At 76.6% G+C, this 23,112-nt stretch carries 22 protein-coding genes and 1 pseudogene; 12 read left to right on the plus strand and 11 right to left on the minus strand.

Annotated features, from left to right (window positions below; translation table 11 throughout):
• The first annotated feature begins 49 nt into the window (after positions 1-49).
• Positions 50-1,036 (plus strand): ribose-phosphate diphosphokinase, encoded by a 987-nt coding sequence (locus ACI795_RS05595; RefSeq protein ID WP_457074246.1) that lies wholly within the window; start codon positions 50-52, stop codon positions 1,034-1,036.
• Positions 1,037-1,103: 67 nt separating this feature from the next.
• Here the strand turns inward: ACI795_RS05595 and ACI795_RS05600 are convergent, their stop codons facing one another.
• Together ACI795_RS05600 and dinB are read right to left on the minus strand one after the other, a co-directional pair.
• Positions 1,104-1,541, minus strand: a complete 438-nt coding sequence (locus ACI795_RS05600; RefSeq protein WP_457074247.1) for a DUF3040 domain-containing protein — start codon at positions 1,539-1,541, stop codon at positions 1,104-1,106.
• A gap of 126 nt (positions 1,542-1,667) precedes the next feature.
• On the minus strand, positions 1,668-2,912 hold the full coding sequence (dinB, locus tag ACI795_RS05605) for a DNA polymerase IV (protein ID WP_457074249.1): 1,245 nt from the start codon (positions 2,910-2,912) through the stop codon (positions 1,668-1,670).
• A gap of 203 nt (positions 2,913-3,115) precedes the next feature.
• Between dinB and ACI795_RS05610 the strand changes: the two genes are divergently transcribed.
• From ACI795_RS05610 to ACI795_RS05620, 3 genes are read left to right on the plus strand one after another with little or no spacing between them, the layout of a single operon-like run.
• Positions 3,116-3,418, plus strand: a complete 303-nt coding sequence (locus tag ACI795_RS05610) for a BatC protein (RefSeq protein WP_457074251.1) — start codon at positions 3,116-3,118, stop codon at positions 3,416-3,418.
• Positions 3,419-3,420: 2 nt separating this feature from the next.
• Positions 3,421-4,761, plus strand: coding sequence for a cupin domain-containing protein (locus ACI795_RS05615; protein ID WP_457074252.1), 1,341 nt, complete (start codon positions 3,421-3,423; stop codon positions 4,759-4,761).
• Positions 4,742-5,716 carry a sucrase ferredoxin gene (locus tag ACI795_RS05620; RefSeq protein WP_457074254.1) on the plus strand — a complete coding sequence of 325 codons (975 nt, stop codon included), beginning with the start codon at positions 4,742-4,744 and terminating at the stop codon, positions 5,714-5,716. The genes ACI795_RS05615 and ACI795_RS05620 overlap by 20 nt, the downstream gene beginning before the upstream one ends.
• Positions 5,717-5,719: 3 nt before the next feature.
• Here the strand turns inward: ACI795_RS05620 and ACI795_RS05625 are convergent, their stop codons facing one another.
• Both ACI795_RS05625 and ACI795_RS05630 read right to left on the minus strand, forming a co-directional pair.
• Positions 5,720-6,892, minus strand: coding sequence for an alkaline phosphatase family protein (locus ACI795_RS05625; protein WP_457074255.1), 1,173 nt, complete (start codon positions 6,890-6,892; stop codon positions 5,720-5,722).
• A 14-nt stretch (positions 6,893-6,906) separates the two neighbouring features.
• Positions 6,907-7,662: a methyltransferase domain-containing protein gene (locus ACI795_RS05630; RefSeq protein WP_457074257.1), complete on the minus strand. Its 756-nt coding sequence runs from the start codon at positions 7,660-7,662 to the stop codon at positions 6,907-6,909.
• 167 nt (positions 7,663-7,829) lie between these two features.
• Here ACI795_RS05630 and ACI795_RS05635 point away from each other — a divergent pair, with 167 nt between their 5' ends.
• Entirely contained in the window at positions 7,830-8,036 is a 207-nt protein-coding gene (locus tag ACI795_RS05635) for a hypothetical protein (RefSeq protein WP_457074258.1), read from the plus strand.
• Positions 8,037-8,110: 74 nt separating this feature from the next.
• Here the strand turns inward: ACI795_RS05635 and ACI795_RS05640 are convergent, their stop codons facing one another.
• Genes ACI795_RS05640 through ACI795_RS05650 form a run of 3 tightly spaced genes read right to left on the minus strand, consistent with a single transcriptional unit; the run spans position 8,111 to position 12,749 of the window.
• Complete coding sequence (locus tag ACI795_RS05640; protein ID WP_457074259.1) at positions 8,111-11,890, minus strand: DNA polymerase III subunit alpha; 3,780 nt, start codon at positions 11,888-11,890, stop codon at positions 8,111-8,113.
• The gene (locus ACI795_RS05645) at positions 11,887-12,426 is read right to left on the minus strand and encodes an SAV_6107 family HEPN domain-containing protein (RefSeq protein ID WP_457074260.1); all 540 of its coding nucleotides are present in this window, start codon (positions 12,424-12,426) and stop codon (positions 11,887-11,889) included. Before ACI795_RS05645 ends, ACI795_RS05640 begins: the two co-directional genes overlap by 4 nt.
• The gene (locus tag ACI795_RS05650) at positions 12,426-12,749 is read right to left on the minus strand and encodes a DUF6504 family protein (protein WP_457074261.1); all 324 of its coding nucleotides are present in this window, start codon (positions 12,747-12,749) and stop codon (positions 12,426-12,428) included. The genes ACI795_RS05645 and ACI795_RS05650 overlap by 1 nt, the downstream gene beginning before the upstream one ends.
• A gap of 274 nt (positions 12,750-13,023) precedes the next feature.
• Here ACI795_RS05650 and ACI795_RS05655 point away from each other — a divergent pair, with 274 nt between their 5' ends.
• The 7 genes and pseudogenes from ACI795_RS05655 (at position 13,024) to ACI795_RS05685 (ending at position 19,065) form a co-directional block, all read left to right on the plus strand.
• Positions 13,024-13,542, plus strand: coding sequence for a YbaK/EbsC family protein (locus ACI795_RS05655; RefSeq protein WP_457074262.1), 519 nt, complete (start codon positions 13,024-13,026; stop codon positions 13,540-13,542).
• Positions 13,542-14,123 (plus strand): GNAT family N-acetyltransferase, encoded by a 582-nt coding sequence (locus ACI795_RS05660; RefSeq protein WP_457074263.1) that lies wholly within the window; start codon positions 13,542-13,544, stop codon positions 14,121-14,123. The genes ACI795_RS05655 and ACI795_RS05660 overlap by 1 nt, the downstream gene beginning before the upstream one ends.
• A gap of 32 nt (positions 14,124-14,155) precedes the next feature.
• Positions 14,156-15,769 carry a phytoene desaturase family protein gene (locus ACI795_RS05665; protein WP_457074489.1) on the plus strand — a complete coding sequence of 538 codons (1,614 nt, stop codon included), beginning with the start codon at positions 14,156-14,158 and terminating at the stop codon, positions 15,767-15,769.
• Positions 15,766-16,569, plus strand: coding sequence for a carotenoid biosynthesis protein (locus tag ACI795_RS05670; RefSeq protein ID WP_457074264.1), 804 nt, complete (start codon positions 15,766-15,768; stop codon positions 16,567-16,569). Before ACI795_RS05665 ends, ACI795_RS05670 begins: the two co-directional genes overlap by 4 nt.
• Positions 16,566-17,699, plus strand: a complete 1,134-nt coding sequence (locus ACI795_RS05675; protein ID WP_457074265.1) for a glycosyltransferase — start codon at positions 16,566-16,568, stop codon at positions 17,697-17,699. The genes ACI795_RS05670 and ACI795_RS05675 overlap by 4 nt, the downstream gene beginning before the upstream one ends.
• A gap of 102 nt (positions 17,700-17,801) precedes the next feature.
• Positions 17,802-18,377 (plus strand): annotated as a pseudogene (locus ACI795_RS05680) (peroxiredoxin family protein); the annotation flags it as partial.
• Positions 18,378-18,408: 31 nt separating this feature from the next.
• The gene (locus ACI795_RS05685) at positions 18,409-19,065 is read left to right on the plus strand and encodes a flavin reductase family protein (RefSeq protein ID WP_457074266.1); all 657 of its coding nucleotides are present in this window, start codon (positions 18,409-18,411) and stop codon (positions 19,063-19,065) included.
• A 12-nt stretch (positions 19,066-19,077) separates the two neighbouring features.
• Here ACI795_RS05685 and ACI795_RS05690 read toward each other — a convergent pair whose 3' ends face one another.
• The 4 genes from ACI795_RS05690 to ACI795_RS05705 form a co-directional block, all read right to left on the minus strand.
• Positions 19,078-20,076 carry an NAD-dependent epimerase/dehydratase family protein gene (locus ACI795_RS05690; RefSeq protein WP_457074267.1) on the minus strand — a complete coding sequence of 333 codons (999 nt, stop codon included), beginning with the start codon at positions 20,074-20,076 and terminating at the stop codon, positions 19,078-19,080.
• A 72-nt stretch (positions 20,077-20,148) separates the two neighbouring features.
• A complete protein-coding gene (locus tag ACI795_RS05695; protein ID WP_457074268.1) occupies positions 20,149-21,126 on the minus strand; it encodes a carbohydrate kinase family protein in 978 nt (325 codons plus the stop codon).
• 109 nt (positions 21,127-21,235) lie between these two features.
• Positions 21,236-22,363 (minus strand): serpin family protein, encoded by a 1,128-nt coding sequence (locus ACI795_RS05700; protein WP_457074269.1) that lies wholly within the window; start codon positions 22,361-22,363, stop codon positions 21,236-21,238.
• Between the two features lie 31 nt (positions 22,364-22,394).
• Positions 22,395-23,081 (minus strand): CDP-alcohol phosphatidyltransferase family protein, encoded by a 687-nt coding sequence (locus tag ACI795_RS05705; protein ID WP_457074270.1) that lies wholly within the window; start codon positions 23,079-23,081, stop codon positions 22,395-22,397.
• Positions 23,082-23,112 lie beyond the last annotated feature (31 nt).

Genomic DNA, 23,112 nt, shown 5'->3' on the forward strand with positions numbered 1-23,112 from the left:
GTTCCCGGCCGGCGAGCACGCCGGGCCACCCCCACCTCCGGAGTGCCTCGTGCGCGAGATCGCCGTCTTCGCCGGCAGTGCCCATCCCGAGCTCGCCGAGGAGATGTGCGCTCAGCTGGGCGTGCCCCTGCAGCCGGTACGGGTGACCCGGTTCGCCAACGACTGCCTCGAGGTGCAGCTGCAGGCCAACTGCCGGGAACGCGACGTCTTCCTGGTGCAGCCGCTGGTGACGCCGGTGCAGGAGAACCTGGTCGAGCTGCTGCTGATGATCGACGCCGCACGGGGAGCCTCGGCGGCCCGGATCACCGTGGTCCTGCCGCACTACGCCTACGCCCGGTCGGACAAGAAGGACGCACCCCGGATCTCCATTGGCGGCCGGCTGATCGCCGACCTGCTGGTCGCCGCCGGGGCCGGCCGGGTGCTGGCGATGACGCTGCACTCCCCCCAGGTGCACGGGTTCTTCAGCGTGCCGGTCGACCACCTGCACGCGCTGCGCGAGCTGGCCGACCACTTCCGGGCGCTCGACCTGTCCCGCACCACCGTCGTCTCGCCCGACCTGGGCAACGCGAAGGAGGCGGCCGCCTTCGCCCGCCGCCTGGGCGTGCCGGTCGCCGCGGGGGCGAAGCAGCGCTACGCCGACGACCGGGTGAGCATCAGCGCGGTGATCGGGGACGTCGCCGGCCGCGACGTGATCGTCCTGGACGACGAGATCGCCAAGGGCAGCACCGTGCTGGAGCTCATCGACCGGCTGCGGGACGCCGGCGCCCGGTCGATCCGGGTGGCCTGCACCCACGGGCTGTTCGCCGCCGGTGCGCTGGACCGGATCGGCGCCCAGCCGGACGTGCGGGAGATCGTCTGCACCAACACGGTGCCGGTGCCGGCCGGGGCGTCGGAGAAGCTGACCGTGCTGTCGGTCGCCCCGGCGCTGGCCCAGGCGGTGCAGCGCATCCACGACGGCGAGTCGGTCAGCGCGCTGTTCGACACCGTCCCGTCCGACACCGTCCCGTCCGACACCGTGCCGCCGGCCGTGGGGTGACCGGCGCCGGAATCGGCACAGCCGCCGTCCCGGCGGGACGGCGGCTGTGCGGTGAGGTCGGGCCGGGCTACTGGTCGTAGCGCCGGCGGAAGCGCTCCTCGAGACGGTTCTTCAGCGGCTGGCGGCCGGCCTTGCTCTTGCCGACCTTGCCGCGGGCGGCCGTGGCACCTCCCGGTCCGGTCGCGGCCGGACCGGCCTCGACGGCGCCGGTGGCGCCCTTGTAGTTCAGCGCGCCGAGGGCGGCTCCGCCGAAGGCGATCAGGGAGCCCAGCACGCCGACGACGACGTTGGGCAGGGCCACGCCGCTGACCATGACGGCCAGACCGACGACGACCAGCAGCGCGCCCAGCTGGACCTTGCGGCGGGCCTTCTGCCGGCGGTCACCGGTGCGGACGGTCGAGGCGAACTTCGGATCGTCGTCGACGAGGGCGCGCTCGATCTGCTCCAGCAGACGCTGCTCGTGCTCGGAGAGCGGCACGTCGACCTCCAGGTGCGCAGTACACAACCCACTGACGACAGTCCGCCCGTGGTGGCTCCGAGGATACGAGCCGTTCGCGGGGTGCGAAAGGCGAGCGGCTCCCGACACACCCGGGAGAGCGGTGATCTGCCTCCCGGCACCTCTCGCGACAGGTCAACGGGCGGCTCCGGGCGAGCGCCGCGCACCCTCCCCGAGCGCCGGCCGCTCACCGGGCACCCGCGTGCGGCCGAGCAGGGTCGCCGGGCGGACGACGCCGGCCCCGAAACGCCGGGCGGCCCGGTCGGCGGCCAGCTCGGCGTCCCGCCGGCCGTGCTCGCGGGCGCCCAGCTCCAGCTGCCGGGCCGTGGCGTCGGCCGCCACCAGCCGTTCGGCCCGCACGCCCACCAACCGGATCCGGGCCCGGTCCAGCCCCAGCCCGTCGAACAACGCCCGGGCGGTGTCGTAGAGCTCCTGCCCCACGTCGGTGGGCACGTCCAGCGTGCGCGACCGGGTGATCGTGGTGAAGTCGGCGAAGCGCACCTTGAGGGTGACCGTGCGGGTCAGGTGGCCGGCCGAGCGCAGCCGTCCCGCCGTGCGCTCTGCCAGGTGCAGCAGCTCCCGATGGACGACCGCGGGGTCGTCCACGTCGGTGCCGAAGGTCTCCTCCGCCCCGGTGGACCGGTCGGGCTCGTCGGGCACCACCGGCCGGGGGTCCCGGCCCCACGCCAGCTCGTGCAGGTGCGCCCCGGCCGCCTGGCCCACGGCCCGCTGCAGGGTGCGCGCCGGCACGTGCGCCAGGTCGCCCACCGTCTTGAGCCCCAGCCGCAGCAGCACCTCCTCGGTCTTGGCGCCGACACCCCACAGCGCCCCGACCGGCAGCGGGTGCAGGAACTCCATGACCTCGGCCGGGCGGACCACCAGCAGCCCGTCCGGCTTGGACCGGGTGGAGGCGAGCTTGGCGACGAACTTGCTGCCGGCCACCCCCACCGAGCAGGTGATGCCCTGCTCGTCGAACACCCGGGCGCGCAGGAGCTCCCCGATCGCGACCGGGTCGCCCAGCCGCCGACCGGCGCCGGAGACGTCCAGGAACGCCTCGTCCAGGCTCAGCGGCTCGACCAGCGGCGTGATGGACCGGAACAGCGCCATCACCGAGCGGGAGACCTCGGCGTAGAGCGCCAGGTCGCCGGGCAGCACGGTGGCGGTCGGGCACAGCCGGAGCGCCCGGGACGTCGGCATCGCACTGTGCACCCCGTAGGCCCTCGCCTCGTAGGTGGCCGAGGTGACCACGCCGCGGTTGCCGGCGCCGCCGACGATCACCGGGGTGCCGGCCAGCTCGGGGTGCCGGCGGACCTCCACGCTGGCGAAGAAGGCGTCCATGTCGACGTGCAGCACCGTGCAGCCGGCAGCCCGATCGGACACCCCTGACACCTCCGTTGCGCACACCCCGTGGCCTGCCCGGCGGCCGCCTTCCCCGCGACCGTCGAACAGGTGTTCGATGCCGGCGAGCGTAACCGGTCGCCGTCCGGTGGGCCCGCCGCTCGGAGGTGTGGCGAGTCGATCATCGCGGTAGAACTGCCCCGGGCCCGCCGACCGGTGGCCCCGACTCGACGATCGGAGGAGCCATGGCGCTCGACGACGAGGACATGACCAGCACCGAGGGCCCGGCCGACTCCGGTGCCGGTGAGGGCACGCCCGGCCAGCACGACGGTGGCGCGGACGGCGGCGCGGACGGCGGCGCGGACGGCGGCGCGGACGGCGGCGCGGACGGCGGCGCGGACGGCGGCGCGGACGGCGGTGCCGACGGTGGCGCGGACGGCGGCGCGGACGGTGGCGCCGACAGCGGCGCCGAGGGCCCGGCCGACTCGGGTGCCGCGGACGGCGGCGCCGCGGGCGTGCACGACGGCGGCGCGGACGGCTCGGCCTGACCGTGCCCGACCCTGAGCTGCAGGACCGGGCGCCGTCCTCTCCCCGGGAGGGCGGCGCCCGTCCCGCGCTGCGCCGGTGCATCGCGGTCGACCCCGAGGAGTTCGCCGCCGGGCACTGGTCCCGCCGCCCCCTGCTGTCCACCGCCGCCGAGCTCGGCGGCACCTTCACCGACCTGCTCAGCCTCGAGGCGGTCGACGAGCTGCTGAGCACCCGCGGCCTGCGCACCCCCTTCCTGCGGATCGCCAAGGACGGCGCGGTCGTCGACGCCAAGCGCTTCACCAGCCCGCAGGGCGCCGGCGCCGAGGTGGCCGACCAGGTCTCCTCCGACGCGGTGCTCCGGCTGTTCGCCGACGGCTCCACCGTCGTGCTGCAGGGCCTGCACCGCCTCTGGCCGCCGCTGATCGACTTCGCCGGCCAGCTCGCCGCCGACCTCGGCCACCCCACGCAGGTCAACGCCTACGTCACCCCGCCGTCCTCGCGCGGGTTCTCCCCGCACTACGACGTGCACGACGTCTTCGTGCTGCAGGTCGCCGGGGAGAAGCACTGGACGATCCACGAGCCGGTGCTCCCCGACCCGCTGCGCACCCACCCCTGGACCGACCGGGCCGCCGAGGTGGCCGCCGCTGCCGAGCGCCCGCCGGTGATCGACACCGTGCTGCGCCCCGGCGACGCCCTCTACCTGCCGCGCGGCTACATCCACTCCGCGGTCGCGCTCGGTGAGATCAGCGCCCACCTGACCGTCGGGATCCACTCGGTGACCCGTTGGGGCGCGGTCGAGTCGGCACTGGACCTGGTGCGCACCCTGGCCGCCGACGACCCGCAGCTGCGCGGCTCGCTGCCGCTGGGCGTCGACCTGGCCGACCCCGACGCCACCGCCGACGACGTCGCCGCGGTGCTGGCCGGACTGCACCGCTGGCTGGACTCCGTCGACCCGGCCGCCGTCGCCGACTCCCTGCGCGCCCGCACCTGGGCGCAGGTGCGCCCGGCGCCGGTGGCACCGCTGGCCCAGTCGGCCGCCGTGGCCGCGCTGGACGCCGACACGGTGCTGCGGGTGCGCCCCCTGCTGCGCGTCCAGCTGCGCGAGCCGGTGGGCGACCGGGTGGCGCTGGTCGCCGGCCGGCGCACCCACGACCTGCCGGCGTCCACCCACCCCGCACTGGCCGCGCTGCTGGGCGCCGGCGAGCTCAAGGTCGGCGACCTGCCCGGGCTGGACGCCGCCGACCAGCTCACCCTGGCCCGCCGGCTGGTGACCGAGTCGATCGCGGTTGTCCCCGACGCCCGGGCCGGAGCACCCGTGCGCACCGGCGGGCACGATGGGGGCCATGGCGTCGTCGGTGGGTGAGGAGCCCCCCACTCCCCGGCACCCCGCCCCCCGGCCGGCCGGCCGGCTCGACGACGCCCGCTGCTCGGTGCAGGCGCTGCTGCGTGGCGACGCCCCGACGGCGACCGCGCCGCCGGCCCGGCGCTGGCTGCTGGTGGAGCAGCCCGGGCCCTGGGGGCGCGACGCCCTGCTGGAGTCCCGGTTCGACCGGGCGGTGGCCCCGCAGCTGGCGGCACGGGCGCGGGAGGCCGGCGTCCGGGTGCAGCTGGTGCGCCGGCCCGGCGGGCGGCTGGCGGACACCGGCCGCCGGTGGGCGCTGGCCGACACCACCCCCGGGGTGGAGATCGTTCGCTGGGCGACCCGGGAGTCCGACGCCGAGCTGCTGGAGGTGCCGTGGGACGGCTCGGTCGGGAAGCCGACCGACGTCCCCACGTACCTGGTGTGCACCCACGGCGCGCACGACGCGTGCTGCGCCGTGCGGGGCCGGCCGCTCACCCAGGGCCTGACCGCCGCGGGGGCGGCGGAGGTGTGGGAGACCAGCCACCTCGGCGGGGACCGGTTCGCCGCGAACGTGCTGGTGCTGCCCACCGGGCACGTCTACGGGCAGGTGCCCACCGACGGCGCGGAGCTGGTGGCCGCCCACGCCCGCAGTGAGGTGGCGCTGCCGTGGCTGCGCGGCCGGTCGGGCTGGGCGCCACCGGTGCAGGCCGCCCAGCAGCACGCCCGGGCGGAACTGGGTCTGCTCGGCGTGCACGACCTGCCGCCGGTGCGCTCGAGCCGCCTGCCCTCCCCCGCCGACGGGGTCGAGCGCTGGGCGGTGACCCTCACCGCGCCGGACGGGGAGGTGCTGGTCACGATCGAGAGCCGCCGCTCGGAGGTGGCCGCGCTGACCACCTGCGCCGCACTGCGTCCGGTGCACTGGCGCACCTGGCACCCGTTGTCGCTGTCGTTGCGGGCGCCCGCGCCGACGGCCTGACCCTCAGCGCAGCGCGCGCCCGCGGGCGGCCAGCAGCGGGATCGCCAGCTCCGCCGAGGTGAGCGAGCCGTGGTAGGCGGCCAGCAGCGCGGCGTGCGGGGGCTCGGTGGCCCCGGCGGGGAACGACCAGGTGCCCCGGGCGAGGACCACCACGTCGCCGATCCGCTCGGCGACCGCGGGGTCGACCGGGCCGAACACCCCGGCGGCGACGGCCTCGTCCCGGCCGGCCACCCAGGCGCGCTCGCCGAGCAGCTCCCGCCAGGTGGCCAGCACGTCGCCGGCGGCGCCGGGCTCGGTGTGCACGTAGCGGGCCCGCGGCTCGCCGGTGAGCAGCCGGACGCCGTCGGTGAGCGCGGGCTCCTCGGTGACGTCCAGCCGGGTGTCGTTGGGGACGTCGACCATGCCGTGGTCGGCGGTGACCAGCAGGACGGCGTCGTCGGGCAGGCCGGCGGCCAGCTGCTCGACCACCGCGTCGACGACGGCGAGCTGGGCCCGCCAGCTGGGCGAGTCGACCCCGCGGACGTGCCCGGTGAGGTCCAGCTCGGCGGTGTAGGCGTAGACCAGGCTGGGTTCCCCGGCGGCGAGCGCGCCGTGCACCAGCGCGACCAGGTCACCGGGGCTGTACGCGGGCGTGTAGTCCGCCCCCCGGTACGCCGCCCGGGTGAGCCCGGAGCCGGCGAAGGAGTGCGGGCCGACCGCGGTGCAGCGGACCCCGGCAGCGGTGGCCTGCTCGAAGACGGTGGGCCGGGACTGCCACTGCCGCGGGGCGGGGTCGTCCTTCCACTGCACGTGGTTGAGCGTGCGGCCGGCGCCGGGCACCTCGGTGACGAAGCCCAGCACCCCGTGACTGCCCGGGGGCAGCCCGGTGCCCAGGGTGGTGAGGCTGACGGGGGTGGTGCTGGGGCAGGGCGCGGAGAGGACCCCGGCGGGGGTGCCCAGGGCGTTGAGCACCGGCGCGGTGTCCGGGTGGGCGGCGACCAGCTCGGCCCCCAGGCCGTCGACCAGCAGGACGGCGACCCGGCGGGCGCCGTCGAGGGCCTCGGTGAGGCGCAGCGGGTCAGCGGGCAGGTCACCGCGCTGCACCGGGACGCCCAGCGCGGTCGCCACGCTGGGCAGGACGTCGGCGAGGCTGGCGCTGCCGTAGGCCGGGACCGCGAACTCGTCCGGGAGGCGCATCGGCTCGGCGGTGGTCAGGCGCCGACGGGTCGGGTGGCCAGCACGTGCAGGCCGGTGGCGACGTCGCGGTAGGGCGAGGCGCCGGCCAGGGCCAGCTCGAGGGCGCGGACGGCGTCCGGGGCGGCGCCGGAGGAGGCCTCCAGCAGGTCGGCGACGACGGACACCCCGCGCCACTCCCCCGGCTGCAGGCCGGCGCCGGCGACGAGGGCGAGCAGCTGCTCGGGGTCGAAGCGCCGCCGGGCCGGGCCGCCGCGGGCCGGGGCGGGGTCCCGGTCGGCGAGCAGCTCGCGCGCCTCGACCGGGTGACCGGCGACGGCGCGGGCGAGCACGGCGCCGGCCCGGTTCGCCGCGGCGAGGGAGAGCGTGCCGCCGGGTCGCAGGACTGCGGCGATCTGGCCGAGGGTGCTGGCCGGGTCGTCGACCACCTCGAGCACGAAGTGGCAGAGGACCAGGTCGAAGCCGGGGGCCCCCGGTCCGTCCGCGGTGACCGGCGGCATCCGGTCGGCGTCGCCCTGCAGCCCGCGCACCCGTGCCCCGACGCCGGCGGTGTCGGCCCTCCGGTGCAGGGTGGCCAGGGCGTCGGCGCTGGGGTCGACGACGGTGACGGTGTGCCCGAGCTGGGCCAGCGGCACGGCGAACATCCCGCTGCCGCCACCGACGTCGAGGACGTGCAGCGGGCGGCCGGCGGTGACGACCGGGTCGAGCGCGGCCCAGACGGCCGCCGTCCGGGCGGGGGCCTGGGTCGGCGCGGCGGAGGAGGTGGGCGGCACGTGCGGAGCCTAGTGCGGCGCGGCCGGGGCCACAGCACGGTGGACGGGGCAGCCCTCCGGACCCGCCGGGCACCACCCGTGGGGCCGGGGTGACTGTTGGGGCAGTCGTCATCTGCGGTTCGCGCGCCTGCCGGGCAGGGGGCGGTGTCCCTCCCTACCGTCCCGCCATGCCGAGCTACCGACTGATGGACGGGTACGGGTACCCGACCGACACGTTCACCGCGGACTGCGACGAGGACGCCAGGATCTTCGCGATGTCCCGGGCGGAGGACTACCCGCGGCCCGAACCCCGGTTCGGTGGCCGGCGCGACTTCCAGGTGCACCGCCAGGACGGCGAGCGCTGGCGCCTGCTGGTGGCCTGGGCCCCCGCCTGAGAAAGGACCCGTCCCCCTCACCCCTCGCACGCTCGGGGCGAGCCTCTGGACGGGGCCGAACTGCAGTCTCGACGTCAGTGCCCCGAGCTGCCGGGGCTGGAGTGCCACAGCTTCCGCGGCGGCGCGGCCGCTGCCCGGCGGGCTGCAGTCGCGGCGCCGTCGCCGGCCGGCTTGATGTCGGCGTAGGGCGACATCCGGAAGCCGGTCGGGTGCACCAGCACCGGCCGCACCACCACCGGCCGCGAACCGTGCGAGGCCGCCGCCCCGGCGATCGCCTGCTCGGTGTACTCCCCCGGGGCCGCCATCAGCTCCGCCACCGCGGCCGGCCCGCCGGTCTCCCACGCCTCGTGCAGCGCGGGGAGCTCCCAGGCCCCGGTGGCCCGCAGCGACACCCCGCGCGGACCGGTGCGCCGCAACACCCCGCGGACCACCAGCAGCCAGGAGTGGAAGACCGTGCCGGCGTAGGGCCCCTGGGCGTCTTCGAAGAAGGTCGAGTCCGCACAGCCGGTGCCGTCGTCGAGGGTCACGAACACCACCCGGCGGCCGGACCGGATCGGCGGGGTCTGGGTGGCCACCTTCACCCCGGCCACCAGCACCTCCGACCCGCTCCGGCACCCGAGCAGCTCCCCGGCCGGGACCGCACCGAGCGCGGCGAGGAACGGCCGGTAGAAGTCGACGACGTGCCGGCTGGCGTCCAGCCCCAGCACCTCCAGCTCGGCGCGCACCCGCTCGGCGTCGGTGAACTCCGGCAGGCCGGAGGGGACGAACTCAGGCGGCCCACCGTCCCCACCGGCGCCCCCTCCCCCGGGCTCCCCGCCGGCGTCCTCCAGCCCGAACAGGTCCAGCCCGAGCTGGCCGGTGCTGCCGGCCTTCCGGCCGCTGCGGCTCCACCGGTCCAGCTCACCGATCTGCAGCAGCAGGTCGCGCCGGGTCAGCTGCTGGCGCCGGCGGGCCGGCCGGCCGGCCTCGCTGTCGCGCACCCCGAAGCCGTAGACCGAGTCGAAGCCCCCGGCCAGCACCAGCCGCTCCACCACCGGCCGGGACACGTTCGCCCGGGTCCAGAAGTCGGCCAGCGAGCGGTACGGCTGCCCGGCGACCACCCGGCTCACCTCGTCGTCGTTGATGCCCTTGACGTCGGCCAGCGACAGCCGGATGCCGTACCGCGCCGGGGTGGGCATCGACGCGGGCATCCACTCCGGCCGCTGCCACCCGCCCCCGCCGGACCCGTCCCCGCCGGGCCCGTCCCCGTCGGGCCCGTCCCCGTCGACCCGCTCCACCCGGTAGGCCCCGGTGGAGGCGTTGACGTCCAGGCCGAGCACGCGCACCCCGAAGTTGCGGGCGTCGTCGAGGATCAGCCGCTTGGGGTACATCCCCGGGTCGTGGGTGAGCACCCCGGCCAGGAACGCCGCGGTGTGGTGGGTCTTCAGCCAGGCCGACTGGTAGGTGGGCAGCGCGAACGCCGCGGCGTGCGCCTTGCAGAACCCGAAGGAGCCGAAGGCGACCAGCACCTCCCACACCTGCTCGACCACCGCGACGGGGAAGCCCTCGTCCAGGGCGCGCGGGGCGAACCACGCCTTCACCTCCGGATGGGCGTCGCGCTCCCCCAGCGCCCGGCGCACCTCGTCGGCCTCGGCCAGCGAGCAGCCGGTCATCGCCGCGACGATCATCAGCACCTGCTCGTGGAAGACCACCACCCCGGCGGTCTGCTCCAGCGCCGGCTTCAGCGCGGGGTGCAGGTACTCGGGTTCGCGCCAGCCGTTCCGGGCCAGCAGGAACGGGGTGACCATGTCGCTCTTGACCGGGCCGGGCCGGAACAGCGAGATGTCGACGATGAGGTCCTCGAAGGTCTGCGGACCGAACTTGCCGACCAGCTCCCGCTGCCCGGGTGACTCGATCTGGAACATCCCCAGCGTCCGGGTGCTGCGGATCAGCTCGAAGGTGGCCGGGTCGTCGCGCGGGACGGCGTCGATGTCGACCTGCTGACCGTCGACCCGGGCCACCTCGTCCATCGCGTGGGCGATCGCCGACTGCATCCGGATGCCCAGCAGGTCGAGCTTGAGCAGCCCGAGCTCCTCGACGTCGTCCTTGTCGAACTGGCTCATCGGGTAGCCCAGGTAGCTGCTCTCCACCGGGGTGCGGTCCAGCAGGGTGGCATCGGAGAGCAGCACCCCGCACGGGTGCAGGGCGATGTGCCGGGGCAGCCCGTCGAGCCGGGCGACCAGGTCGAAGAGCAGGTCGAGATCACCGCTGCCGCCCGATCGCCTGGACCCCAGCCGGCTGGCCCGCAGCTCCGGGAGGTCGCGCAGCGCTGCGTGCACCTGGTCGGCCCGGATGTGCGGGAACGCCTTGGCCACCGCGTCGATCTCGGCCGGGGGCAGCCCGAGGGCGGCTCCGACGTCGCGGATGGCGTGCCGCACCCGGTAGGTGTCCATCATCGAGATGCAGCTGACCCGGTCGGCGCCGAAGCGCTCGATCACCGCGTCGTAGACCTCCATCCGCCGCGCGGACTCCACGTCGATGTCGATGTCGGGCAGCTGGTGGCGCAGCGGGGAGAGGAAGCGCTCCATCAGCAGGCCGTAGCGGATCGGGTCGACGTCGGAGATGCCCAGCAGGTAGGTGACCAGGCTGCCGGCGCCCGAGCCCCGGGCCGCCGCCCGCACCCGCAGCTCCTTGATCAGGGTGACCACGTCGGCGACGGTGAGGAAGTAGGAGGGGTAGCCGAGGGAGTCGATCACCGCCAGCTCCTCCTCCAGCCGCTCGCGCACCGCGGCGGTGGGGGTCATCGCCCGCCGGCCGAAGCCGGCCTCGCACCGGGCGCGCAGCACCTGCGAGGGGCCCATCCCCCGCTCGGCGGCGGTGGTGACCACGTCGAGCTCGGGGTAGCGGACGCTGCCGATCCCGAGGTCGGTGCGGACGTCGACGGTGCACTGCTCGGCGACCCGGGCGGTGGTCTCCAGCAACCGCAGCGCCGCGTCGCGGTCGGGCCCGGCCAGCTCCGCGGCGAGCTCGGCCATCTCCTTGCCCGACTTCAGGTACCCCTCGGCGGTCCGCCGGTCGACGTGCCGCTGCCCCAGCGGGACCAGCCGGCGGGCGGCGTCGAGGACGTCGGCGGTGGGGGCGTCGAGCGCGTCGACGTAGCGCACCGCGTTGGTGAGCACCGCCGGCACGCCGGTCTCGGCCGCCAGCCGGAGCATCGCCTGGGCGCGTGCGCGGTCGCCCCGGCCGCGGTGGTGGACCACCTCCAGGACCAGCCGCCCGCCGTCACCGGAGCCGTCGAAGACCGCGCGCCAGGCGGCCAGCCGGGCGCGGGCGAGGTCGGCGTTGCCGTCGGCCAGGGCCCGGCCCACCGACGAGTCGGGGCCGAGCACCGCCAGCAGCCCGGCGGCGTGCTCCCCGGCCAGGGCCAGCGAGCTGATCGGCTCACCCCGGGTGCCGCCCAGGTGGGTGGCGCTGGTCAGCCGGCACAGCGAGCGCCACCCGGCGCCGTCGCGGGCCAGGAAGGTGACCCGCGGCAGCCGGGGGTCGACGCTGGCCCCGCCGCGGGCCGGCGACCGGCGGCCCGCGGGGTGGTGCGCCCGGCGCAGCTCCGCCGAGCGGACCCGCACGGCCTCCCCCGGCTCACCGCCGGCGACGGGGTCGAGGGCGAGGTCGACCCCGAACAGCGGCCGGATGTCGGCCGACCGGCAGGCGAGGGCGAACTTGACCGCGCCGTAGAGGCCGTCGCGGTCGGTCAGCGCGAGCGCCCCCATGCCGTGCTCGGCGGCGCGGGCCACCAGGTCGGCCGGGTGGTTGGCGCCGTGGCGCATCGAGTAGCCGGAGGCGACGTGCAGGTGGACGAAGGGGTCGCCGCTCACGGGCGGGGCCGCCCGGCCGGACGGCGGCCGTCACCCGGGCGGGTGCGCACCGGCGCCGGCGGCGGGGTGCGGCTGATCGTCGCCTCGACCACCCGCAGGAAGGTGGCGACGTCCCGGACCAGGTCGTCGGCCTCCCGCTCGGTGACCGCGGAGGACAGCCCGGCCTCGGCCGCGGCCCGCTTGGCCGCGCCGGCGGCGAAGAACGCCGCCCACTCGGCCAGCTCGGGTGCGACCTGGCTGATCAGCACCCACGCGCTGCGCGGCCGGCGTCGGCCGCTCTCCGGCTGGGTGCGGGCGGCCAGCAGCGCCGCGGCGCCGCGCAGCGCGGCCAGGTGGGCGGTGGCGTAGCGCCAGCTCGCCTCCGGCGCCGCCGCGGCCTCGGCGAGCCCGCGGTGGGCCTGGCCGAGCAGCTGCGCCGCGGCCACCGGCAGCGCCGGCGGCAACGGCAGCTGACCCTGGACCGGACGCTCCCGGTCCGGGGAGGGGCCCGGGGAGGACGGGGCGGCGGACATCGTCGTGAGGACCCGGGCGGCCATCAGTCGTGCACCCGCACGAGCAGCCACTGGTTGACCGTCGGCTCCCAGGACAGGTCGAACACCCCGGCGAAGCTCATCCGGGACCGGCCGGCCCGGACCGCCTCCACCCGCCACACCTGGCGGGTGGCCACCAGCTCCGCCGACGCGCCCCCCTGCCCGGTGTCGGTCTGCCACCAGGGCGAGGTCTCCACCCAGGAGTCGAGCAGCTCCCCCACCACGTAGCGGGTCGAGCCGCGCCAGAACTGCGCCGGCCCCTCGGCTCCCCGCTCGACCTGGACCTCTTCACCGACGCGGCCACCGGCCCCGACGAGCACCCGGCTCATGACAGACTCCCGCACTCTCGCCCCCACCGGCGCTGCACCTGCCCGGCGGGGAAGCGCCCCGGAGGGCGCCGGGCGGGGTGTGCGACCGGTGTTCGAACACGTGTTCGAACACCGGTGAGTAGACCGGACCAGCCGGGGGCCGTCAAGCCGACGCGGGCGTGTCCCGTCCGTGTCGTTACAGCGACTGCACCCCAGGGGCCGACCGCCTGGGGCGCTCCGGGCGGTCGATCACCGGGTGACGCACGTCGCGGCCAGCGGTGGGAGGATCCCCGGCATGACCGCAGCGGAGGAGACCCCGCACCACCCCCGGGTCGCCGAGGTCGCCCAGCTGCTCCGCACCGCCGGGGCCACCGGCGAGGTGCGCGTGCTGCCGGAGAGCGCCCGCACCGCCGCGGCCGCCGCCGCAGCGCTCGACGTCCCGGTCGGCGCGATCGCCAACAGCCTGGTGTTCGACGCCGGCGGGCACCCGGTGCTCGTGCTGACCAGCGGCGCCCACCGGGTCGACGAGGCCCTGGTGGCCGACCTGCTCGGCGTCCCCACGCTCACCCGGGCCACCCCGGCGTTCGTCCGCGAGCACACCGGCCAGGCCATCGGCGGGGTCGCCCCCATCGGGCACCCGGCACCCATCGGCACCCTGGTCGACGTCGAGCTCGCCCGGTACCCCACGGTGTGGGCCGCAGCCGGTCACCCGCACGCCGTCTTCCCCACCACCTACGACGAGCTGCTGAAGCTCACCGCCGGCACGGCCGCCGAGGTCGGCCCCGGGCCCGCGGTCCCCGAGGAGGCCCCCTGATGACCGGCACCACCCCCGCCACCCGGGTCACCGAGCTCCCGGCCGGCTGGCTGCGCGAGCACCTGCACGAGGCCCTGGCCGTCTACGGCGCGGCGATGGGCTACGGCGAGTCCGTCGTCGCCGGCCGCTACGGCTACGCCGTCCAGCACACCGAGCGCCCCGGCTTCCGCGCCGTCGGCGCGTTCGCCGAGGGCGACGGCGGCACCGAGCAGCTGGTCGGCTTCGGCTACGGCTACCTGGTCGCGCCCGGCCAGTGGTGGCACGACCAGGTGCGCAACGCGCTGGACCGGCGCACCGCGAAGCAGTGGCTGCCCGGCGCCTTCGAGGTCTGCGAGCTGCACGTGCTGCCCGACCACCAGAGCCGGGGCATCGGCCGCCAGCTGCTGCACGCACTGCTGGCCGGCCTGCCCCACCCGGCGGCGCTGCTGAGCACGCCGGACACCGACACCAAGGCCTTCCGGCTGTACCACGCCGACGGCTTCGTCGACCTGGCCCGCGGCTACCACTTCCCCGGCGACTCCCGCCCCTTCGCCATCCTCGGCGCCCGCCTGCCGCTCGCCCCGACCGCGCGGAGAGTCTGATCAGCACCGACAGCGCCGTCGACGCCGTCGTCATCGGCTCCGGGCACAACGGCCTGGTCGCCGCCTGCCACCTGGCCCGCGCCGGTCTGCGGGTGGAGGTGGTCGAGCGCGACGAGGTGCTCGGCGGCGCGGTCTCCACCGTCGAGCGCTGGCCCGGGGTGCGGGTCGACCGCGGGTCCAGCGCGCACGTGATCATCCGGCACAGCGGCGTGGTCGAGGAGCTGGAGCTCGAGCGCTTCGGGCTGCGCTACGTCGACTGCGACCCGTGGGGCTTCGCCCCGGCCCCGGCGCCCGGCGACCCCGGCCCCGACGGCCGGCCACTGGTTTTCTCCGTCGACCTCGACGCCACCTGCGCCTCGATCGCGGCGGCCTGCGGGGACGCCGACGCCGCCGCCTACCGCCGGTTCGTCGAGGTCTGGGGGCCACGCAGCGCCGCCGTCGTCAAGGCGTTCGGCGACCGCCCGGCGATGACCCGGCTGGTCCGCCACCTCTGGCCGGTCGGCGCACCGCGGCAGGGCCAGCCGCGCACCCCGGGCGGGGAGATCGCCACCGACTTCCTCGGCTCCGGCGACGCCCTGCTGGACCGGTGGTTCACCAGCGAGCGGCTCAAGGCGGCGCTGGCCTGGTTCGGCGCCCAGTCCGGGCCGCCGATGTCCGAGCCGGGCACGGCCGCGATGGTCGCCTGGGTCGCCCTGCTGCACGACGTCCCGCCCGGGCACCCCGTGGGCGGCTCCGGCGGCCTCACCGAGGCGCTGGCCGCGCGGCTGGCCGCCGACGGCGGCCGGGTCACCCTGGGCGACGGCGCCGCGCGGCTGCTGGTCACCGACGGCCGGGTGACCGGCGTGCAGACCGAGTCGGGCCGGCAGATCCGGGCCGACACCGTCGTCGCCGCCTGCCACGTGCTGACCACCAAGGCGCTGGCCGGGGACGACGCACCCCCGGCGCTGGCCGCCGCCGAACCGCCGGTGGGCAACGGCTTCGGCCTGGTCCTGCGCGCGCAGACCGACGCCCTCCCCCGCTACCCCGGCGCAGGGGACGAGTCGTTGCAGGGGCTGCAACTGCTGTGCACCGACCGGGCCCAGCTCGCCCGCGCGCACGGCGACTGGCTGGCCGGCGAGCTGCCCCGGGAGCCGGTCCCGCTGGCGATGTCCTTCTCCGCGAGCGACCCGACGCTGGCGCCGCCCGGTCAGCACGTGGTCACCATCTGGGGCCAGTGGTACCCCTACCGGCTCGCCGACGGGTCGGACTGGGACGCCATCGCCGACACCGCCGCCGAGCAGCTGGTGCAGGCCGTCGACCGGTACGCCCCGGGCTTCGCCGCCTCGGTACAGCGACTGCACGTCCAGACCCCACTGGCCCTGGAACGTGAGCTGGGCCTGCTGCGCGGCAACGTCATGCACGTGGAGATGGGCCTGGCCAGCATGTTCGGCTTCCGCCCCACCCCCGCACTCTCCGGGCACCGGGTGCCGGGCCTGGCCGGGCTCTACCTCGCCGGGGCCTCCACCCACCCCGGCGGTGGGGTCTCCGGCAACTCCGGACGCACCGCCGCCCGGCTGGTGCTCGCCGACCGGCGGCCGGCCGCCCGGATGCGCACCCTCGCCGCGCGGCAGCTGCGGAGTGGGCGCCTGCGGAGCGCCCGGCGGTGACCGGCACGGCCACCGACCAGCGCCCGGTCGCCGGCCGGGCACCGGCCTCCTGGCTGCCCTGGGCGCTGGCGGTCGGCGTGGTCGCCACCGCCATCGCCTACCCGCTCACCGACGGCGGCGCCCGGGACGCGGTCAGCTGGACGATCGTGCTGCTCGGCACCGGGGTCACGGTGAGCGCGGCGACGGTGAGCCGTGGCTGGCGCACCGGGCTGGGCGTGCTGGTGCTCGTCGGCGCCGTCGCGGTGCTGTTCGAGGCGCTCGGGCTGGCCACCGGGTTCCCGTACGGCGAGTACGCCTACAGCGACGTGCTGGGGCCCACGCTGCTCGGGGTGCCGTTCCTGGTCCCCCTGGCCTGGCTGATGATGGCCTGGCCGAGCTGGGTGCTGGCGGCCTGGCTCACCCGCCCGCTGCGCCGGCCACGGGCCGCCCGGGTGCTGGGAGCCGCCTACGTCTTCGCCGCCTGGGACGTCGTCCTGGACCCGCAGCTGGTGCAGGCCGGCTACTGGCGCTGGGCGCACCCGGAGCCCGGCCTGCCGGGGATCGACACGGTGCCGCTGACCAACCTGGGCGGCTGGCTGCTGGCCGGGCTGGTGCTCATGACCCTGCTGGACCTGCTGGTCGCCCGCACCGCCCGTCCGCGCCGGACCGGCGACGCCGCGCCGCTGCTGGTGCTGGCCTGGATGACCCTTGGCGGGGCGCTGGCCCACGCCGGATGGCTCGACCTGCCCGGCTCCGCCGCGTGGGGGGTGCTGCTGGCGCTGCCGGTCCTCGCCGCGGTGGCCGTGCGGGCGCGCCGGTGAGCCGGCTGGTCCGGATCTGCGCCGGCCTCTCGGTGCTGGGCGCCGTGCACGCCGCGGTCAACACCCAGCTGCTGCGCCGCCCGCCCGCCGTGCCGCCGGCGCTGGCCCGGCGGGTCACCGTCGTCCTGCCGGTCCGGGACGAGGCCGACCAGGTCGCCGACTGCCTGGCTGCGGTGCTGGACCAGCGCGGGGTGCCCCGGTTGTCCGTCGTCGTCGTCGACGACGGGTCGACCGACGGCACCGTTCAGCGGGTCCCCGCCGACGACCGGGTCACCGTGCTCCGCGCGACCCCGCCCGGCCCGGGCTGGCTGGGCAAGCCGAACGCCTGCGCGCAGGGCGCCGCGGCCGCCGCCGACGCGGACGTGCTGGTCTTCCTCGACGCCGACGTCCGGCTGATGCCCGACGCGGTCGCCGCGGCGGTGACCCTGCTCGACGACGCCGGACTGGACCTGGTCTCGCCCTGGCCGCGGCAGTTGGCCGGCAGCGCCGCCGAGCGGCTGGTCCAGCCGCTCCAGCAGTGGCTGTGGGCCACCCTGCTCCCCCTGCGGCTGGCCGAGCGGTCGCCGCGGCCGTCGCTGGCGGCGGCCAACGGGCAGTTCCTGGTGGTCCGGCGGGCCGCCTACGCCCGAGCCGGTGGGCACGCCGCCGTGCGCGGGGAGGTGATCGAGGACGTCGCGCTGTTGCGCGCGGTGAAGGCATCCGGCGGCCGCGGCGTGGTCGTCGACGGCTCCACGCTGGCCGCCTGCCGGATGTACCGCGGCTGGCCGGAGGTGCGTGCCGGGTACGCCAAGTCGCTCTGGTCGGCCGTCGGTGGGCGGCCCGCAGCCGCGGGCGCCGCCGCCGTCGCGCTCACCGCCGTGTGGCTGGTCCCGCCGCTGGCCGCGCTCACCGGCTCCCGCGCCGGTGCGGTCGGCTACGCCGCGGGGGTGGCCGGGCGGGCCGTCGTCGCCGCCGGCACGGGCAGCCGGGCCTGGCCCGACGCGCTGGCGCACCCGGTGTCCATCGCCCTGCTCGACGTCCTGGTCGCCCGGTCACTGGTCGAGCGCCGCCGGGGGACGCTGCGGTGGCGGGGGCGGACCCTGGCGGCGACGGGTGCGGGCCACCCGGCGTCCTCGGCCCAGCAGCCCTAGCCTGGGGCCGTGGACGCCAACGAGCTGCTCGCCCTGCGCACCTCCGAGGGAGCCGCCCTCGTGCTGCTCGGCCTGCGCGGCGACTGGTAGCCCTACTGCTGCGCCCAGGCGGTCCGCCTGGCCCGGTCCTCGTCCCGGTTCTCCGCCGCCGGGGCGGAGGTGGTGCTCGCCTCGGTGGACCCGCCCGAGGTCCAGCTGGCGATGAACCGGACGTGGCACCTGCCGTTCCGGTGGGCCAGCGACCCCGACGGGGAACGGCTGGCCAGGCCGCTGGACGCCTGGGACGCCGACGCGTCGATCTTCCGGCCGGTGGTCGTCGCGGTGGCCCCCGACGGCCGCGAGGTGTTCCGGGAGCTGTCCCGGGACTTCACCGACCGCACCGACGACGAGCCGGTGCTCGCGGCGGTCGAGGCACTGCAGCTGCCCGCGCTGCCCGAGCCGTCGACCTGGGCCCCGGCCGGCGTGACCCCCCGGCCGTCGGAGCGGGCGTTCCAGCCCCGGTCCTTCATCCCGTACTTCCGGGCGATCCGGTTCAACACCATGGCGCTGAGCCAGCGGATGGTCGACGACCGGGACCGGGACCAGCTGGTCACCGAGCAGCGGATGGCCGAGTCGTTCCTCGCCGCCTTCGACGGCTGGCGCGCCGAGCACCCACCGGAGCACCAGGACCGGGGCTGAGCCACGAGCGGCGGGGCGCGAGGATGACCGGGTGACCGAGCAGAGCAGTTCCCCGCGGGTGCACTTCGATCCCACCGAGATGGCGCCCGGGGCCTTCTACCGGGTGCTCAACTCGGTCGTCGTGCCCCGCCCGATCGCGTGGGTCTGCACCCGCTCCGCCGCGGGCGTGCTCAACCTGGCCCCGCACTCCTTCTACACCGTGGCCTGCGTCGACCCACCGGTCGTCCAGTTCACCTCGGTGGGGCGCAAGGACTCGCTCACCAACGCCGAGCAGACCCGGGAGTTCACCGTCAGCCTCACCCCCGAGGCGCTGTTCGAGCAGGTCAACGCCACCGGCACCGACTTCCCACCGGACCAGGACGAGGCCGAGCACACCGGGGTGCGGCTGGAGCCCAGCGCCGTCGTCGGCGTGCCCCGGGTCGCCGAGTCGCCGGTGTCGCTGGAGTGCGTGCTGCACGGCACGGTGTCCTTCGGCGACAGCACCGTCGTCTTCGGCCGGGTGGTCGGCATCGCCGTCGCCGAGACCGCTGTCGAGGACGGCCGGCCCCGCATCGAGCACCTGCGGCCGCTGGCCCGCCTGGGCGGCGACGAGTGGTCGACGATCGGCGAGGTCCGGGCGATCCGGCGGATCCCCTACCGCGACTGGGCCGCGGACCCCGCCATCGGGGAGCGCCTCCGCGGCGGGTGACGCCGCGGGCGGTCAGCCGCCGGTGGCGCGCAGGGCGGCGATCAGCTCCCGTTCCCGCGCGGCCGACAACCCGGTCCGCCGGGGCCGGTCCAGACCCTCGTCCCGTTCCCAGGCCAGCAGGTCGCGCAGCACGGACTCGCGCGGCCGGTGGGTCAGCCCGGCGGCCGCGGCGGCGGCCCCGGAACGGGCGGACCAGCCACGGTGTCCCGGATCGGCCAGCCACATCGCCAGGGACTCCTCGCCCATGTACTGGGCCACGCCCTGCTCGACCAGCCAGTCGGCCGGCGCCGGCACGGTCGGGCCGGTGTGTCCGCCGACCGCACGGCACAGCGACACCCACTCCCCGAAGGGCACGACCGGCCCCACCGCGTCGTAGGTGCCGGTCACGCCGGCCTGTGCGCAGTCCAGCAGCCAGCCGGCGAGATCGCGGACGTCGACGACCTGGGTGGCCAGGTCCGGGGTGTCCGGCACGAGCAGCGGGCCCGTGGGGTCGGCGGCCGCCCGGGCCACCCAGGCACCCGATCGGTCGCTGACGTCACCCGGCCCACCGATCAGCCCGGCCCGTGCCACGAGCAGCCGGTCACCCAGCGCCTCCCGGGACAGCTGCTCGCAGGCCACCTTCGCCGCCCCGTAGAGGGCGCGTCCGGCCCGCTGCCGGTCGGTGGCGGGGAGCAGCTCGGCCGTCTCGTCCGCCCCGGGGACCGAGTGGTCGGCGTAGACGTTGCCGGAGGAGACGAGGGTCCAGTGCCCGGCCCGCGGGCCCAGCGCCGCCAGCGCCTCCCGCACGTGTCCCGGCTGCCACGACACCTCCACCACGGCGTCCCAGCGCCGACCAGACACACCGTCGTACGCGCCCGGCCGGTCCCGGTCCGCGGCGACCAGCCGCGCTCCCGGGGCGACCGCCCCGGACTCACCGCGCGCCAGGCAGGTGACCTCGATCCCACGGGCCAGCGCCTGCCGGGCGATCTCACGCCCCAACCAGGCCGTTCCGCCGAGCACCAGGAGTTCCATGCGGACAGCCAAGCGCCCGGCCCGGCCGGGAGGCGAGCCCGTTCGCCGCCGGCGTAGCGACGGGCGGCCGGCTCAGGCGGGGAGGTGGGGCGCGACCTCGGCGGCGGCGTCGGCGCCGAAGGCGTCGGCGAACCGCGCCAGGAAGTCCTCCACCGGCAGCGAGTACTCCTGGGTGCCGATCACCTCGACGGCGGCCGTCGCGACCGCGGAGCCCACCTGCAGGCACCGCTCCAGGCCCAGCCCCCACTGCCGCGCGGCCACGAAGCCGGCGCGCAGCGCGTCGCCGCCACCGGTGGGCTCGACCGGCTTGGTCTCCGGGACGGCGATCACCTCGATCGGCTCCTGACCGGCCTGCTCCACCCGCACGCCATCGGCCGCCCGGGTGGTCACCCAGCTGCCGACCCGGCCGAGCACCTCGGCGTCGTCCCAGCCGGTCTTCTGCAGCAGCAGCGCGTGCTCGTACTCGTTGGTGAACAGCAGCTCCGCGCCGTCGACCAGCTCGCGGATCATCTCGCCGTCGGCCCAGGCCAGCTGCTGCGAGGGGTCGGCGAGGAAGGGGAAGCCCAGCTGCCGGCACTCCTGCGTGTGCTGCACCATCGCGGTCGGGTCGTTGGGCCCGATCACCACCAGGTCGACCCCGCCGATCCGGCCGACCACCGGCGCCAGCTCGATCAGCGAGGCCTCGCTCATCGCGCCGGAGTAGAAGGACGCGATCTGGTTGTTCGCCGCGTCGGTGGTGCAGGTGAACCGGGCGGTGTGCTTCAGCTCGGACCAGTGCACGCTGCCGGTGTCGACCCCGTGCCGGGTCAGCCAGGCGTCGTAGTCGGCGAAGTCGCCGCCGACGGCACCGACGAGCACCGGCCGCTGCCCGAGCAGCGCCAGGCCGTAGGCCATGTTCGCGCCGGCTCCGCCCCGGTGCTGGACCAGGTCGTCGACGAGGAAGGACAGCGAGACGTTCTGCATCTTCCCCTCGACGAACTGGTCGGCGAACCGGCCGGGGAAGGTCATCAGGTGGTCGGTGGCGATCGATCCGGTCACGACGACGGGCATGGCTGAGCTGCTTCCTGCTGGACGGCGGGGGACGACCCGCGGCGTCCGCGGTGCCCGGCAAGCGTAGGAGCCCCGTCCTGCCTCCGCCCGGCGCCCTCCCCCGGCCGGGTCAGCGGGACGGGTCGCGGACCAGGGCCAGGAACAGCGGCGAGCGGGTGGCGGTGTCGGTGAGCAGCAGCAGGAACGGCCGGTCGAAGACCACCTCGGGCAGCGGCGTCCGGAAGGAGGTGGCGACGACGGTGACGCCCGTGGCCGCGGCGGCCACCGTGCCGTCCTGGTCGACGTCGAGCAACACCTTCTGCACCACCTGGTCGATCCGCGCGTCCGGCCCGAGCTCGGGCACCGCCACGGGCACCCCCAGCTCGGCCAGCGGCTCCAGCAGGTCACCGTGGGTCTGCTCGACGTGCAGCCGGGGCAGCCGGACGTCGACCCGGGCCGGCGGCGCGTCGGCCAGCGCGGCGAGCAGCGGCTCGTCGGCGGTGGCCGGGTCGGTGCCCACGGGCGGCAGCAGCGCGACCGCGGTCAACGTGCCGTCGCGGTAGGGCAGCTCGACCGACTGCCAGCCGGCGGCAGCGCGGGCGGTGCCCGACGCGCCCGACATCATCGGCACCTCGACCGTGCCGGTCGGCGCGCTGAACGGCGCCGGGGCGGTCGAGGTGAACCGGCTGGCCCAGCGGGCGCGCAGGTGCACCGCGTTGGTGAGCACCAGCACGGTGTCCCGGCCCAGCGGCTGGTCGAACAGGCTCCGGATCAGTCCCCGGGTGTCCGCGGCGACCGCGGCGTTGACCCGGTCCGTGGCACCGGCGGGGTCCTGCGCGAAGTCGAGGGCACCGATCTCGGCACCGAAGGCGGTGCGCACCGCGGTCAGATGTGCGGGGTCGAGGTGGTACCTGGTCGCGGTCCAGAGCCGGTTGCTCACCTGCAGCACATCGCGGGCTCGCTCGCCGTCCGGGTCGGCCTCGGAGCGGAGCGCGGCGAGCGCCCGGGTGTGCTCCCCCAGGGCCGCGGCCAGCTCCGCCGACCACGCGGGGAGCCGCAGCACGGCCCCGAGCTGTGCGGCGCGGGGCCCGGCGAGGCGCGGGTACAGCAGGCCGAGGGCCTGCGCGGCCGACGTCGGCGACAGCAGCAGGTCGTCGTGGGGACGGCGGGCGGCGACGGCGCGCAGCAGGCCCAGCCCGAAGGCGGTCTGCGCGTCGGCGACGGTCCGTGCGGTGGTGGTCTCGGTCTCGGCGGTCACCGGTGCAGTCAGGCCGACCTCGCCGTCCGGGTCAAGACCCCGCGGGCTCCTCCCCCAGCGCCCGGCGCAGCTGGACGCCGAGCTGCGCGGTGCCGACGAGACCGAGCAGGCACCCGACGCCGGTGCCGATGCCCACGACCAGCTCCGAGGAGATCAGGGCCGGCGACACCACCGCTGCGACGACCCCGGCCCCGCCGAGGGTCATCCCGGTCATCGCCACCCGGGTGGGGCGCTCCCACACCGAGATGGCGCCGGTCTCGCTCACCCCGGCCTGCCCGGCGCGAGCACGCAGGTAGTCCGGCAGCCAGCAGAGCGCCCCGAACGCCACGGCCAGCCAGCCCGGCGCCCCGGCGGCCCACAGCGCGAGCGCGTAGGCGACCTCGGTGAGCCGGTCGACGACGGAGTCCAGCACGAACCCCCGCCGCGAGGCCCGCCCGCCGGCGATCGCCAGCGCACCGTCCAGGGAGTCCAGCAGCCCGGACAGGCCCACCAGCAGCCCGGCCGCGATCAGCCAGAGCCCCCCGGCGGCCGCCGCCGGCACGGCCGCACCCGCCACGACCAGGCCCAGCGCCGTCGCCACCAGCGGCGACACCCGGGCCAGCGGCACGGCCAGCGTGTAGGCCAGGGTGAGCCAGCCACGCACCAGCCGGCTGGCGGCCGGATCGGTGCCGCCGTGCCAGCGGGACCACGCGATGAGGTACTCCTCGCGGCTCAGCACCCGTGCAGTCCACCACGGTGCGGGCAGCGGG

Source organism: Modestobacter sp. SYSU DS0290 (genome assembly GCF_054050955.1).

Coding starts and splice junctions, on each gene's coding strand:
- ACI795_RS05610 (WP_457074251.1), top strand. CDS start 3,116: ATGGCGCTCGACGACGAGGACATGACCAGCACCGAGGGCCCGGCCGAC.
- ACI795_RS05620 (WP_457074254.1), top strand. CDS start 4,742: ATGGCGTCGTCGGTGGGTGAGGAGCCCCCCACTCCCCGGCACCCCGCC.
- ACI795_RS05625 (WP_457074255.1), bottom strand. CDS start 6,892: ATGCGCCTCCCGGACGAGTTCGCGGTCCCGGCCTACGGCAGCGCCAGC.
- ACI795_RS05635 (WP_457074258.1), top strand. CDS start 7,830: ATGCCGAGCTACCGACTGATGGACGGGTACGGGTACCCGACCGACACG.
- ACI795_RS05645 (WP_457074260.1), bottom strand. CDS start 12,426: ATGGCCGCCCGGGTCCTCACGACGATGTCCGCCGCCCCGTCCTCCCCG.
- ACI795_RS05650 (WP_457074261.1), bottom strand. CDS start 12,749: ATGAGCCGGGTGCTCGTCGGGGCCGGTGGCCGCGTCGGTGAAGAGGTC.
- ACI795_RS05655 (WP_457074262.1), top strand. CDS start 13,024: ATGACCGCAGCGGAGGAGACCCCGCACCACCCCCGGGTCGCCGAGGTC.
- ACI795_RS05660 (WP_457074263.1), top strand. CDS start 13,542: ATGACCGGCACCACCCCCGCCACCCGGGTCACCGAGCTCCCGGCCGGC.
- ACI795_RS05690 (WP_457074267.1), bottom strand. CDS start 20,076: ATGGAACTCCTGGTGCTCGGCGGAACGGCCTGGTTGGGGCGTGAGATC.
- ACI795_RS05695 (WP_457074268.1), bottom strand. CDS start 21,126: ATGCCCGTCGTCGTGACCGGATCGATCGCCACCGACCACCTGATGACC.